Annotated in this window: 9 protein-coding genes; 8 read left to right on the top strand and 1 reads right to left on the bottom strand. The window is 49.2% G+C overall.

Annotated features, from left to right (window positions below; genetic code table 11):
• The first annotated feature begins 1 nt into the window (after position 1).
• The 8 genes from pgeF to AC6I2O_RS10945 all read left to right on the top strand — a co-directional run bounded on the left by pgeF (position 2) and on the right by AC6I2O_RS10945 (position 13895).
• Positions 2 to 862, top strand: coding sequence for a peptidoglycan editing factor PgeF (gene pgeF / locus AC6I2O_RS10980; RefSeq protein ID WP_497742657.1), 861 nt, complete (start codon positions 2 to 4; stop codon positions 860 to 862).
• A gap of 98 nt (positions 863 to 960) precedes the next feature.
• Positions 961 to 1800 carry a Cof-type HAD-IIB family hydrolase gene (locus tag AC6I2O_RS10975; protein ID WP_497742656.1) on the top strand — a complete coding sequence of 280 codons (840 nt, stop codon included), beginning with the start codon at positions 961 to 963 and terminating at the stop codon, positions 1798 to 1800.
• Positions 1739 to 2794, top strand: a complete 1056-nt coding sequence (locus AC6I2O_RS10970; protein WP_120392131.1) for a sugar ABC transporter substrate-binding protein — start codon at positions 1739 to 1741, stop codon at positions 2792 to 2794. Before AC6I2O_RS10975 ends, AC6I2O_RS10970 begins: the two co-directional genes overlap by 62 nt.
• Positions 2791 to 4350 carry a sensor histidine kinase gene (locus AC6I2O_RS10965; protein WP_497742655.1) on the top strand — a complete coding sequence of 520 codons (1560 nt, stop codon included), beginning with the start codon at positions 2791 to 2793 and terminating at the stop codon, positions 4348 to 4350. The genes AC6I2O_RS10970 and AC6I2O_RS10965 overlap by 4 nt, the downstream gene beginning before the upstream one ends.
• On the top strand, positions 4325 to 5890 hold the full coding sequence (locus tag AC6I2O_RS10960) for a response regulator transcription factor (protein WP_497742654.1): 1566 nt from the start codon (positions 4325 to 4327) through the stop codon (positions 5888 to 5890). Before AC6I2O_RS10965 ends, AC6I2O_RS10960 begins: the two co-directional genes overlap by 26 nt.
• Positions 5891 to 5906: 16 nt before the next feature.
• Positions 5907 to 8915 (top strand): glycoside hydrolase family 3 protein, encoded by a 3009-nt coding sequence (locus tag AC6I2O_RS10955; protein ID WP_497742653.1) that lies wholly within the window; start codon positions 5907 to 5909, stop codon positions 8913 to 8915.
• Positions 8916 to 9068: 153 nt separating this feature from the next.
• On the top strand, positions 9069 to 12500 hold the full coding sequence (locus AC6I2O_RS10950) for a glycoside hydrolase family 3 protein (RefSeq protein WP_497742652.1): 3432 nt from the start codon (positions 9069 to 9071) through the stop codon (positions 12498 to 12500).
• 255 nt (positions 12501 to 12755) lie between these two features.
• Positions 12756 to 13895, top strand: coding sequence for a hypothetical protein (locus AC6I2O_RS10945; RefSeq protein ID WP_497742651.1), 1140 nt, complete (start codon positions 12756 to 12758; stop codon positions 13893 to 13895).
• A 79-nt stretch (positions 13896 to 13974) separates the two neighbouring features.
• Here AC6I2O_RS10945 and AC6I2O_RS10940 read toward each other — a convergent pair whose 3' ends face one another.
• Positions 13975 to 15144, bottom strand: coding sequence for a ribose-phosphate pyrophosphokinase (locus tag AC6I2O_RS10940; protein WP_120392125.1), 1170 nt, complete (start codon positions 15142 to 15144; stop codon positions 13975 to 13977).
• Positions 15145 to 15209: the final 65 nt, after the last annotated feature.

The following is a 15209-nucleotide window of genomic DNA, read 5'->3' as shown; positions in this document are numbered from 1 at the left end:
TTTGAAACGAAAAGAAGGAAAACAGACTTTGACGGAGAATCATAAAAATGGGGTGTTGTATTTTACGTTTTCATCGCTCTGTGCACAGACAGATTTTGTGCACGGTTTTTCGAGCCGCATCGGAGGCGTAAGCGAGGGGGAGTTTTCAACAATGAATCTCAGCTTTTCAAGGGGAGACGATCCGGAGCGCGTGAGGGAAAATTATAAAAGACTGGCCGCTGCGATTGGATTTGATGATACGAAGATTGTCTGTTCTGATCAGACGCACACGAACCATGTGCGTCAGGTGACAGAAGCGGACTGCGGGAAAGGATATTTAAGAAAACGAGATTATACGGATGTAGATGGCCTGATTACGAATGTGCCGGGCGTTGTTCTGGCTACATTTTACGCGGACTGTGTGCCTCTGTATTTTGTGGACCCGGTACACCGGGCAGTCGGGCTGTCACATTCCGGATGGCGAGGAACCGTCAGCGATATTGCGGCAGAGACAGTTCAGGCAATGCAAAAGCATTATGGGAGCGAACCAGCAGAGATTCTGGCAGCGATCGGTCCTTCGATCTGCCAGGACTGCTATGAGGTCAGCGAGGATGTTATAGAGCAATTTCGGGCACATTATGCGCAGGAGCTCTGGCCGCAGCTATTTTATCAGAAGACAGACCATTCTCATCCGTTGGGAGCTAAGTATCAGCTGAATCTCTGGGAGGCCTGCCGCCAGAATATGCTGCGCGCTGGTATTTTACCGGAGCATATTGAGGTGACAGACGTATGCACCTGCTGTAATCCCGAGATTCTGTTTTCTCACCGGGCATCAAAGGGACGCAGAGGAAATCTGGGTGCTTTTCTTGGAATCCGGGAGTAAAGAATGGGTCGGAAACCAGATAAAACCGGGGTGTTAGGAAACTAATATCCCGGCTTTTCAAATCCTGTGAATACAAATTAGAAAAAAGAGGGAACGTAATGAAAATTTCATGTATTGCACTTGATCTGGACCGGACAACGCTTGACAGCAACGGACGTCTCAGTGCAGATAACAGAAAAGCCATTGAGGCTGCGATTGAACAGGGCATTCACGTTGTAATTGCGAGCGGCAGGGCGCTTACGTCGCTGCCATCGGATGTACTTGCCATGCCAGGAATACGGTATGCGATCACATCGAACGGAGCAGCCGTCTATGATCTACATACAGGGGAATGTCTGAAGCAATACAAACTCACGGCAGAATCAGCGGAACATATTTTAAAACTGACAGGCGGCAGGGAAGTGGCATACGAGGCGTTTATTGACGGGCACCCATACGCGCAGAAGGAATACGTAGCGGACCCGGTACGGTTTGGCGCACTGCCTAAGGCAATCCCTTATATCCAAAGTACGCGCCGCCCGGTGGAGGATATGCAGTTGTTTTTGAAGGAGCACATCAAAGAACTGGACTGCCTTGACCTCGTGGTGAAAAACGAAGAAATAAAATGTCAAATCAGGAATGAACTGGAACAAAAGGTCTCCGATATTTATGTGACATCTTCCGTGGAACAGCTGCTGGAGATTTCTTATAAGGACTGCGGAAAGCATTCCGGTGCAAAGGTGATTCTGGAACATCTTGGGCTGGAACGGGAGCAGCTGGCTGCGTTTGGGGATGCGGATAATGATGCGGATCTGCTTGCGTTTGCCGGGCTCGGAATTGCAATGGCAAATGCATCAAAAAAATGCCGGGAGGCGGCAGACTGGGTGACGTTTTCGAATGATGAGAATGGCGTGGCGTACGGAATCCGGCATCGCATTTTGTCTGACACCAGTGTGTAAAGTGATTGACTGGGATACGGAGAAAACAATGAAAAAGATAGTTTTATTGATCGTGGTGATGCTTTTTCTGATGGTTGGCGTACAGTTTTACTGGGAGTCTCCCATGGAGCAGGGGGAACCGCTTGCTTACCGGTTTACGTTTGTGTGTCCTTCGGTCGGAAAAGGGCTGACAGCCGGCATTGCGGCGGCAGATGAGGCATTGGGAACGGATACGAAACGGATAGAATTTGAAAATTTTAATGAAGAAGAGCTTGCATATGCGGTATTGAAGGCAGTGTATGCCAATGTGGACGGAATTATCATGGTTGGCAGAAGTACGTCTGACGCGCTGCCAGAGGCGATTGAGCAGGCAGAAAAAGAAGAGATTCCTGTTATTTTGGTGGATTCAGATCTGCCGGATTCAGGACGAGACTGTTACATCGGAGCGGATAATCAGGAAGCCGGGGCGCAGGCAGGCCGTGTTCTTTTGGAATCCACAGAAGGACAGGCGCATATCGCTGTGGTAGCTTCGAGCCTGTCCGATGCGAATCAGAAGGAGCGGCTTGACGGATTTCTGAAGGTGATAAAAGAGGCGCCGCAAATGAAAGTGGATCAGGTGATTGAGAGTCAGTCCGATGGAATGCGCGTCCGGAAGATTGCGCAGAGGATGCTTGATGAGTATCCGGAACTCGATGCTATTTTCTGCACAGATGAAATTACATCGGATTTATTGGGCGAGGTTCTGGCTGAGGAAGCGTATCAAAGCCGTGAAATCCGAACCGTATGTTTTGGAATGTCAGAGCAGATCTACGGTTATTTGCAGGATGGGGTATACGATGCTTCCATCGTGCAGCAGTCCTTTGAGCAGGGTTACCGCGCTGTGGAATGGCTGCGCCAGTATCTGAACGGACAGGCAGAAAGCGGAGAAATGATCCATCTGGAAACGCTCGTTGCAGGACAGGACTTTGATTTCGAGAACTGGAAGCAAAGAAGCGAGAGCGGAGAAACATTATGAAAAGAAGAGACAAGGTCAGTTCTATCAAAGACCGGCTGATGGGAGTAATGACGGAAACCGTTGTGATATCACTGCTCACGGTGCTGTTGTGTGTCGGTATGTATTTAATGACTTATACTGTGTACGGAAGCAGTACGAAACAGATGATGACGCTCAAAAATTTTTATGCAAATCTCGAGACCGTGAACCGGGATGTTTATACATATACGCTTGAGGGCGACGAGACGGTGTACGACCGGATCACTGCTGCCTGTATCGAAGGGCGCAGGATGCTGCGGGAGCTGACAGAGGCGAAGGCGGGCGTACAGTTTTACCGGGATGTCAGGGATATGCAGGAGATGTTTTATTCCTATACGCTTGGCATTAACAAAATATACGATCACAGTTATCTGTGCGACAGTCTGGCGATTGGGAGCAAAGGCGTGATTAATAAGTATTACAACCAGACGCAGGAGGTTTACAATGCGATGGTATCTGAGTTTCAGAAGCTGGACGGACAGCTTCTTGAGGCACTGGATAAATGGCAGATTCAGCAAAGAAAAAAGAACCTTTTCTATTTGGTCGAATTGTTTGTTGTTGTTGTGGTTGTACTGGTGCATCAACGACGGGGGCTGCGTACGGAAGCGGGAAAGGTCATACGTCCGGTACAGCTTCTGACGGAGCATGCGCGGGCGATTGGTCATAAGAGTCTGGAACAGGTGGAATGCGTAGAGCAGGAACCGGATGCGGACGAAGAGATGCGACTGCTGATTGCGGTGTACAATTCCATGATCGGACGTATCCAGGCACAGATTTTGACGATTCAAGAGAATGCGAGCGCCAAAGAGCGGCTGCAGGTGCAGGAGCTTGAAAACTTAAAAATCCGGAACATGCTCAAAGAAAGTGAAATGAAGGCGTTGCAGATGCAGATCAATCCACATTTTCTGTTTAATACACTGAACATGATTTCACAAACCGCATTTCTGGAACACGCTGAGCAGACGATACAGCTTCTGGATAATACGGCAAAGCTGCTGCGTTACACGCTCGACAATACGGACAAATCAGTGACACTGGCAAAAGAGGTAGAAATCGTAGGAAGCTACGTGGAACTGCAGGAGTATCGGTTTGGCGACCGGATTCAGTTTGAGTTTGAACTGGACGAGGAGTTTCACAGGGTGCAGGTGCCGAGCATGATTTTGCAGCCGCTGGTGGAAAACGCGCTGACACACGGCGTCGGCATGAAAATCAAAGATGCAAGGGTTGTGATCCGGACCATTTATGACACGGCAAATGGCCTCGGCATTGTAGAGGTAGAGGATAACGGAGAGGGAATGTCGCAGGAAAAACTGTCTCTGGTTCGGGCCGAAATGAAAAAAAATCAGTGGAACGGCAAAAAAATTGGACTTGCCAATATTTATATGCGGTTGCAGATTTTCTTTGGAAATGGGGCTGACGTGGAGCTTTCGAGTGTACCGGGCGAGTCCACGTGTGTTCGACTCTTGTTTCCGGTTGAAAAAGAGACAGAAAGCAAAGAGGAGGTGACACCAGATGTATCGGATAATCATTGCAGATGACGAGGCGGTGGAGTGCCGCGCACTGGAAATGATGATTCAAAGTGATTTTGAGAAGCTGGAGGTGCTGCCGTGTGCATCAAACGGAATCGAACTGATCGCAAATGTAGAAAAGTACAGGCCGGATATCGCGATCGTGGATATCAATATGCCGGGTATGAACGGACTGGATGCGCTGGAAGTAATCCGTGGAAGAAATCGCCGGATGAAGATTGTAATCAGCTCAGCGTACAGTGAATTCCAATATGCAAAACGGGCGATGGAGCTTGGAGCTGTGGACTATATTCTAAAACCACTTAACCGAAGTGTATTTCGGGAAGCACTGGAGAAGGTGATCTTGCGGCTTGAACAGGAACGGAAAATACTTGCCGATCAGAAAGCGGCCGAGGTGCAGACGCATGAGATGAATGCAGTGCTCGCAGATGAATTTTTATCCTCTCTGATGCTCGGGGAGCCGAATGAAACGACATTCCGGATGCTGCTCCGTTCCTTTGAGCAGGATTACAATGGATGTGTGCTCGTGACAGTGAAAGGATTGTCTGACCGCGTGGCAGATACAAGGCGCATCCGGGAGCTGCAGCATGAAATAACGGAAGAGATGAACCAGTTCTGCCGCTGCATCGGGAAATCCTATAAGGGAGAGCTCTGCTTCCTGATTTTTTTAAGCAGCAATGTGACGGGGAAAGAACGGAAAAAGTGGTTTTCTGATGTCGTGGGAATCCTGCGCTCGGCAGCGGCACGCCGGGGATTTGATAAGCTGGTCTTTGGTGTGAGCAGCTGGCAGATGGATGCGGCGGAGATGGCGGCCGGTCTGGCAGAGAGCCGGATGGTGGCGCGCAGCCAGGGAAAACCCGGGATTTATTTTTATGCTGCAAAAGAAAAGAGCGACAGGCCACAGGACTGGAGCCAGCTAACGGAATTATGTGTGCAGGCAGTACGGGAGGGCAAATTGGAAGAATGCGAAGCCGCAGTGCATAAAAGTCTGGAAAGCCGTGCTCCTTCTGTGGAGGATATGGATGAAGTATGCATTGCGGTTATGGAGGCGCTGTTTCCGGTTTGTGAGTCCCTTATGGAGGAGCAGGATTATATTCTGCGTTACGTGAAAACGTATCAGATTGACTGGAGTACGCTGATGGAATGCCAGGACGCTTTGGAACTTGAACAGTGGATTCTGGAAACACTGAAACGGTTGTCACACCGGGCGGAGGTGCGGGCAGGAAAAGGAAGAGGCTATATTGAGCGGGCGATTATTTTTATGGAGCACCATTATACGGAAGATATCTCGCTGGAACAGACTGCTTCGGATGTCGGCATCAGTTCATTTTATCTGAGCCGTCTTTTAAAACAGGCGCTGAACCAAAATTTCGTGGAAATTCTCACGGCAATTCGGATGCGGCGGGCCCTGGCCCTTGTCTGGGAAGGAAAGAGTACGGTAAAGGAAATAGCAGTGCAGTCCGGATATGGAAACATCACTTATTTTTATAAAGTATTCCGGAAATATACGGGCAAGGGAATCGGTGAGATGCGGGAATATCTGGAATAAGGAGCGGAGGATGGACATGGACAGATGCAGAAAATGCGTGAAAAGAAAACTAGCCGTTCTGGTTGCCGCCGGTCTTTGCTTTGCGGCAACAGAGTCAGCTACGGCGTCTGCAAAAAGGGATATGTCGGAGCGTGAAATGCGAAATGCTCGGCTTTCCATGGAAGCCGCAACGCAGGGAATGGTACTTCTTGAAAATCATGATCAGGCGCTTCCGCTTGCATCCGGCGGCAAAGTGGCGCTGTTTGGGGGAGGCGCAGCCAGGACCGTAAAAGGAGGGACCGGTTCGGGCGATGTGAACCAGCGTTATACGGTTTCTGTCTGGGAGGGATTGAAAGCGGCAGGCTATGAGGTGACGACCGGCGACTGGCTGAATGCTTATGAGGAGGCATGTGAAAAATCGGAGGCAGAATATACGAATGACCTGGAGGCAAATATCGGTTTTACGGAAGCGGAAGTAACGCGGGCTGATATTGCAGCGGCTTCTGAGGGAGGGGTTGATACCGCGATTTATGTGATTTCGAGAATCTCGGGTGAAAGCTCTGACCGTACGGTAACGGAAGGCGATTATTATCTGAGTGAAACGGAGCAAAAGAATCTGGAGCGGGTCGCAGATGCTTTTGAGCGGGTGGTTGTGATATTAAATGTGGGCGGCGTCATGGATACGGGATTCTTTGACGAGATAGACGGGCTCGACGCGTTGCTGTTGATGTCACAGGCAGGCATGGAGGGCGGAACCGCGCTTGCGCAGGTGCTGGACGGAACGGTCACTCCATCGGGCAAATTGACGGACACGTGGCCCAAAGAGTATCTGGATTATCCGTCCGCGGAACATTTCGGGGCGAACGACGGGGATACGCGCACCGAGGTATACAAAGAGGGCATTTACGTTGGGTATCGGTATTTTGATACGTTTCACGTGAACCCGGCGTATGAATTCGGATACGGGCTATCTTATACGGATTTTGATATCCAGGTGGATGAGGTACAGGCAGATGCGCAGGAGCTTGCCGTGACTGTCACAGTGACAAACACCGGAGAGCAGTATTCGGGACGGGAAGTGGTGGAGATCTACGTTTCTGCGCCGGACGGCATGCTGGAAAAGCCGTATCAGGAGCTGGCGGCCTATGCAAAAACGGACGTGCTTGCCCCGGGAGAAAGTCAGACAATGACAGTGGTCAGCCTGACGCCGGAGCTTTCTTCGTATTCTGAGGAGCTGGCCGCATGGGTACTGGAGGCCGGAACTTATCTGGTACGGGTTGGAAACAGCTCCAGAAATACAAAAGTGGCGGCAGTTCTGGAACTGGACAAGACGGTTGTGACGCAGCAGGTGAGCCATCAGCTTGTGCCTCCGGGAGAGGTAGAGGAGATTTCGAAAAAAGGGATTCAGCCGTATACGTATGACAAAGAGGAGGAAGAGATTGCGAAGGCGCAGGTCATACAACTTGACGCTTCTTCCTTTGAGACAGCAATCAATATTTCACCGTACGAGGATGAGCGTTCGATCGCTTACGTTTCTGATACCACGCAGACAGAATATCTCGCAGAAAATCTGCCCTATGAGCCGGAGAGTATTTATCACGGCGCGTATAAGGCGGACGTGGTGTATCTGGACGGTGATTTCAGCAGTGCGACGCTTCGCGATGTGTATGACGGGAAGGTTTCTGTTGAAGCATTTGTTTCCGGACTTACGGTATCGCAGATGGCAGATCTCGTCATTGGCGGGAATAAGCTGGCCGGGGCTTCCGGGCAGTCAAAAGGCGCTGCCTCTGAAAATATGAAACATGCAAGTGACAGTGCGCTTGCAGCGGCGCAGGCGCTTTCTGTACAGGGAGCGGCAGGAGAGACGGCAGGGCTTTATATAGAAGATAAAAAGATTCCGAACATCATTCTGGCAGACGGCCCGGCAGGACTTCGGCTGAAACAGGAATATGAGGATGAAAATGGTCAGGAGTACCATCAGTTCTGCACTGCGTGGCCGATCGGAACCATGCTGGCACAGACGTGGGACACAAAACTGATAAAGGAAGTCGGGGCCGCTTTTGGGGAAGAGCTTATGGAATATGGCGTGACAATTTTACTGGCTCCCGGCATGAATATCCATAGAAACGCGCTGTGTGGCCGGAATTTTGAGTACTATTCAGAAGACCCTTATCTGACGGGCACAATGGGCATTGCGCAGACCCTCGGTATCCAGTCCAATCCGGGCATCGGCGCCTGCATCAAGCATTTTGCGGCAAACAACCAGGAGGCAAACCGGAGAGCGGAAAACAATCTGATTTCAGAACGGACGTTCCGGGAAATCTACTTAAAAGGGTTTGAGATGGCGGTAAAGGGTGCGAAGCCGATGACGATTATGTCGTCTTACAACCGCAACAACGGTGTGCCGGCCGGAGATGATTATGATCTGCTGACGGATGTACTGCGCGGAGAATGGGGCTTTGAGGGACTGGTGATGACAGACTGGGGCGGAGGAGCGTCCACGCCATCCATTTCGATGCATGCGGGCAACGATCTGATCATGGCTGGAAAATATGTGGAAGATATTACAGTCCGGGCGTTTGCCGATGAGGAACCTGTTTTTGGGGAGGATGGCATTTATCCGAAAATCGTGTTGAAGGAGAGGAAGGGCGTATACACTGCCACAGAAAAATGGGGAGAATTTGTTCTGAATGCAAAAGGTGAGGATTCCATTACCCGTTCCGTACCGACGGAGGTATTTCAGCGCGCAGTGTGCGAGGTGCCGGATGAAAGCGGCGCTCTGGTTACTGTTCCGGTTAAAAAGATGCTCGATGAGCTTGGCGACTGTGTGCTGCTGGATGACAACGGCGAGACGACAACGGTGATTTACCGGGGGTATTATAAAAAGAACAACATTACGCTCGGAGATCTGCAAAGAAGCGTGATTCGTATTTTAAATCTGATTTTGGAGTCGGCACAGTTTGCTGGACTGTTTGATGATGTGGAGACAAAGCCTTACTGTGAGGAGGGAGACGAACGTCTTACGGTTTATCTGAGATATTTTTAGCAACAAAAAAGTGCAGCAGTGCAAAAATTTGCTTCTGAATTTGCAATAAACTGCACATATCAGCAAAAAATTGAAAACAAGGGTCTGAAACTGCCTGTTATACTTATTTCTGTAAAAAACGTTTGGAGTTTTTTGACAGAAAGGAGAGCATGTATGAAAAGAAACACAGGCAAAAAGGTAATGGTTGCCGTGCTGACCGGTTCTATGGTACTTGGAACAGCCGGAAGCGCATTCGCCGCAGGACCGGGTGCAGCAACTTCACCGGAGGTCACACAGCATGAGATCGACAGTGCAGAGATTTCGCTTCAGATGGCGACAGAAGGTATGGTCCTTCTTGAAAACAACAACAATGTACTGCCGATGGCAGGAAGCGGAGATGTAGCGCTTTACGGCGCAGGCGCAGTTCAGACGATCAAGGGCGGTACCGGTTCCGGTGCGGTTAATAACCGTATCGTATATCCGGATGGAAGTCATGTGGATGGTGTGGCAATCGCTTCTTCCGTACTCGATGGTTTCAAGAATGCAGGCTACAATGTACTGACCGAAGATTATCTCCGGGAGTACGATGAGATCAACAGCTATGCAGTATCCGGTATGGGACGTGGCGCACTTCCGGAGGACTGGATGCTGACCTACAGCCAGGTTGTTGATATGGCGCAGAAGACAGACACAGCCATTTACGTGGTGCGCAGAAATGCAGGCGAAGGCGCTGACCGCACACCGACGAAGGGCGACTATTACCTGAGCGATACCGAGCTTGGCAATATCCAGCTGCTCAGTTCTGTGTTTGACAAATGTATTGTTGTTCTGAACGTAATCAGCATTGATTCGAGCTGGTTTGAGGAGTCGGGTGCAGATGCGCTGGTTCTGATGTCCAATCCGGGTATGCTCAGCGGTGATGCGCTGGTACAGGTATTAAACGGAACAGTCACCCCATCCGGTAAGCTTGTAGATACCTGGGCTTCTGATATTACGGACTATCCGTCTACCGAACATTTTGCAGCGATCAATGAAGAAGATCCGTGGTCATCCTTCGTAGAGTACTATCTGGAGGATATCTATGTAGGCTATCGTTATTTCGATACGTTTGCTCCGGAAAAGGTTAATTATGAGTTTGGATACGGACTTTCCTACACAACCTTTGATGTTGTGACTGACAGTGTGACAGCGGATGGAGACAAAGTAACCGTAACGGCTACGGTAACAAATACCGGTGATACATATTCCGGAAAAGAAGTTGTCGAAGTTTATTTCTCAGCACCGACAGGAAATCTTGACAAACCGTACCAGGAACTTGCAGGTTTCGGAAAAACGGATAATCTGGCGCCGGGACAGTCCCAGACATTGACGATCAGTTTCAAAACGACAGAGATGTCTTCCTATGACGAAGCACAGGCTGCTTACGTGATGGAAGCAGGCGATTATGTCATCCGTGTCGGCAACAGCTCACGTAATACAGAGCCGGCAGCAGTGATTACACTGGATGAGACGGTTATTACAGAACAGCTTACAAACCAGATGACAGTAGACCGTGACGGCGGCAATGTAGGTGGTTCCGATAACAGCAATGGCAGCGGACGTGGAACACCGCCGTACAATGAGAAAATTGAATTGAGTGTGGAAGAGAACGTGGAAAATCTGAACACGCTGCGGGATGCATTCAAAGAGGCAGGCGCATCGGGAAGCATGTACAGTGACGGAAAGTCAACCGCAAACGCAGTTGCAATTTCTCTTGCAGGCGCTGATATTGAGAATACGGAAAGTATCTATCCGGTTCTGGCAGATGGCGCTACGTATGAAGACGTAAATGAATACGTTTCTGCTACAACAGACGATGTGGCAGTAAACGGCTACAATTATGAGACAAACATTGCTTATAATGTAAATAAGGTTTACTATGATGCAGAAGGAAACGCTGTATCAGAGAAACCGGCAGAGCTGGCAGATTTCCGTGTAAAGAGCGGAAGCGAGGAAGACGGAACAGCTGAATACTATACACTTCTCGATGTATATAACGGCGTACTGACCATGGAGCAGTTTGTTTCCGGTATGAACATTGAAGAGTTGGCAAATATGGTAGAAGGCGGAAACAAATCGCCGAATGCAGACGGTCAGTCCGCAGGAGGAACTTCACCGAGCACCAAGTATCTGAATGCGGAAGCTGCACAGGCAATTGACAATCTGTGGGTACGTGGTGAGGCAGGCGAGACGTGCGGTCTCTATATTGAAAGCCGTATGATCCCGAATACCACAAATGCAGACGGCCCGGCAGGCCTTCGTGTAACACAGAGCTATGAAGAAGACGGAACGACCTACTATCAGTTCTGTACGGCATATCCGGTAGGAACGATGATTGCACAGAGCTGGGATACAAGCGTTGCACGTCAGATGGGTGAGGCGATTGGCGCTGATATGAAGGCAGCAGGCGTAACCCTGTGGCTGGCTCCTGGTATGAACATTCACAGAAATCCGCTTTGCGGACGTAACTTCGAGTACTATTCTGAAGATCCGCTGCTTTCCGGTATGATGGCAGGCTCCGAGGGCGCAGGCGTACAGGAAAATCCTGGACTTGGCGTTACCTACAAGCACTATGCGGCAAACAATCAGGAGACGAGCCGTAACGCAAGCAACAGCGTTGTTTCAGAGCGTGCGCTTCGTGAAATTTACCTGAAGGGATTTGAGATTGCGGTTAAGATGAGCAAGCCGATGGCAATCATGACTTCCTACAATGAAATCAACAACGTTCCGGCAGCAAACGATTATGAGCTGATCGAGAATATCCTTCGCAAAGAATGGGGCTTTGACGGTCTGGTTATGACAGACTGGGGCGGCTCAGGCGGATATTCTGATGCACGTGCAATGCATGCAGGAAACGACCTGATCTGTGCAGGTAAGACCGTTTCTAACATCACAGGTTACATTACAGACGCTGCACCGGCGATTGAGCTGGATGAAAATGGCGTTGCAACAGACGGCGGATATCCGTTCGTTTCAAAGACAACACGTGCAAGCGGTACTTCTGTAACGTATACAACAGTGACACATTGGGGCGATTACCGTCCGGCAGCAGAGGGCAGAGAGTACACAGTAACTACCACAGCAGAAGCATTCGATGGCGAGACACGTCCGGTACGTATCTACATGGACGAGGCAGGCGCTTACTATCTGGCAGCTCCGCAGGGCGTAACGACAACACAGGAAATCCAGGAATGGACCATCCGTGAAATGCTTGACGGCAAGGATCTGGGCGAGACTCACCTGAACGGCATGGTGGATGACGGAACAGCTTCTTACAAAGAAGAAGACGGTGTTGTGACAATTACCTACAAGCTGGAAAAACTGTCTGCACTGGATAATATAAGTCAGGGACATCAGGAAGCAACAACAACGGATATCTTTGGCGATCCGGACGAGAACACACTGACGCTTGGCGACCTGCAGAAGAGTGTTCTGAATATTCTGAACATTGTAATTTCTTCCAACCAGTTTGCAGATCTGGCTGATATCGAGGCTGTATCTTATACACAGGCAAGAGCAGATCAGCTTCAGAGCTTCGTAGAGTGTGCGAAAACAGATGTGCAGTAAAAAGTAAGAAAACAATATGAAATTTCTTTCCTAGAAAGATAACAGGAAGCCGCCGCTTCGCAGCCAGCATATGGCTGCGGGGCGGCGCTTTTTCTGTGTTGTTTTTATTGTTTGCCATGCACAAATTTACTGAAAAGGAGGCAAAGAAAACCGCATTTTTGTGCTTGATAATTGCGCTGGTTACGTCTATACTGTCAATGAATTGAAATCCCGGCATTATTTCAGAAGGCCGGAAGAAGAAAGGCAGGAAGGTTTATGTTTCATTTGAAAAAAATCAGTCTGGCTGTGGCAGTTTCAGTGTTTGGCATAACATCCACAGCGCAGGCAGTGGAGATTCTCGCGATTGAGCAGGAGACAGAACAGGGGCTTGTTCAGGTACAGCCGGAAACAAATGTGCAGGAGATAGAGGTGGATATCAGTGCGGCAGAGGAACCGATTGTGATTTTGTCAAATTCCGGAGAGGTGGAGATTGAGGATATTCAGGAAGTACCTCAGCCATCTGACATTGTGGTAACCACGCCAGGTATACGCGCTGTGGAGACTATAGAGAACCTGAATCGGATGCTTGCGGATGAAAAAGTACAGACAACGGAAATGGAAAGAAAAAAAGAAGAGAGGGTGGAGGAACTTACCGGTTGGCTACAGGAACAGTTTGAGCTGGCAGGTTGCAGTGTGACCTGTGAAGGGATACAGAAGGCAGATGCTGCAAACGAAGTACAGACAGATGAGGAAGAAACATACCATAAAAGTTTTCTGGCTGTGCGGTCTGGCGAAAGCGGGGATGTACATGCTGATATTCTTATGTTGTCTTCCTATCTGGATTTGAATGCAGAAAAAGATGCCAGCGTTGCGGATGTAGCTGTTTTACTGGAAACGGCGAGGGAAATCTCCGGGCTTTCCTCCAATGTGGAAGTCTGGTTCGTGATACTGATCGGGGAAGACGGTGCACAGCAGGCATTTGCGTCGTTCGCAGAGACTTTGACAGAATTGCAGAAGGAACGGATGATTGCAGGCGTTCATTTAGATCTGACAGAAAGAACGGAAGCGGGCTATCAGGTAGCAGCAGAGAACGGTGTGCAGTCCTTGTTGTCAGATCGGCTGCTTGAGGCGGCAGAAACAGTATCCGGGAAGCCGGCTGAACTGACAGAGGTTCTGGAAAAAGATCAACATGCAATTGTGGCAGCCCCGATTCCTGTCGTGACATTCCAGGTCAAAAAGGAACTTACGGGGACAGCTTCCGGGAACATCAGCACAACAAAACAGGAAGAAGAGGTAGGAGAAACGGTACTGGACGAGTGGATTCAGATTTTGACTGCTTTTGTGTCAGATATTGCGTCAGAAGCACCGCAGAAGCTCGCGAGAGCGAATAGAGCCAGCCTGGTTAATCAACCGTGAAAATAAGAAAACCGTCGCCTCGTCATGTAAATGGCCAAGCGGCGGTTTTCTATATGAAAAGTATTTGAGTAAAAGTTTATTATTTTCGCATCTTTGTCAGTAATTCGTTGATTTTTTCCGTTGGAGATTCGATTTTACTGAGCGTCTGGTCATGGTTCAACGATTCGATGATCGTTGCGAGGAAACGGGTCATGTCAGCTTCTTCGTAGTAAGGCTTTGAAAAAATTTCTGGATCACGGTAGTTCAGGTTTGTGGTGACCACCTTGGTGATATAGCCGTTCTCGTAAAATTCGTCGAATTTATCAAACCCGTCTGTAAAAAGGCCAAAGGTTGTACAGATAAATACACGTTTTGCACCGCGCTCCTTGACCTGCTTGGCGACGTCGAGCATGCTTTCTCCGGAAGAGATCATATCGTCTACAATAATCACGTCTTTATTTTTTACAGAATCGCCGAGAAATTCATGAGCGACAATCGGATTTTTACCATTTATGATTGTAGAGTAATCTCGTCTTTTATAGAACATCCCCATATCGACACCGAGAATATTGGAAAAGTAAACGGCTCGGCTCATAGCACCTTCATCGGGGCTGATAATCATCAGATGATCGTTGTCGAGCTGGAAATCCGGAACGGAATCCAGGAGTGCTTTTAAAAACTGATAGGTGGGCATAAAGGAATCGAAGCCGCTCAGCGGAATGGCATTCTGAACACGTGGGTCGTGTGCATCAAATGTAATGATGTTTGAAACGCCCATATCAACTAGTTCACGCAGAGCAAGCGAGCAGTCAAGTGATTCCCGCTTGGAGCGTTTGTGCTGCCGCCCTTCATACAAGAAAGGCATTACGACATTAATTCGCTTGGCTTTCCCCGTTGCGGCAGAGATGATACGTTTCAAATCCTGGTAGTGGTTGTCCGGGGACATGTGATTTTCAAAACCGCAAACAGAATAAGTCAGGCTGTAGTTGCATACATCGACCAGGATATAAAGATCTGCTCCGCGGACAGAATCATTGATCTGTCCTTTGCCCTCTCCGGTACCAAAACGCGGACAATGGCAGTCGAGCAGGTAGGAATCGGAAATATAACCGGGTAGCGCGGCTGCGTCCCCATACAAATGTGCAGAATTTTTTCTGGATTCAACAAGACATCGGTCTACCGCCGCCCCTAATGCGCGACAGCTTTCCAGCGCGGCAATTTTGAGGGTACCGACAGGCAAAATATGACTCACTCCATCAATCGTAGACATGAACTTCCTCCCTATGTATTAAGACAGTATTAAGATATTTATATCATTTTGCGCGGAACGCGTCA

The organism is Blautia sp. St.27G3 (assembly GCF_059728505.1).
The sequence above is the reverse complement of the archived record's forward strand: the minus strand, read 5'-3'. Positions and strand labels throughout refer to the sequence as shown.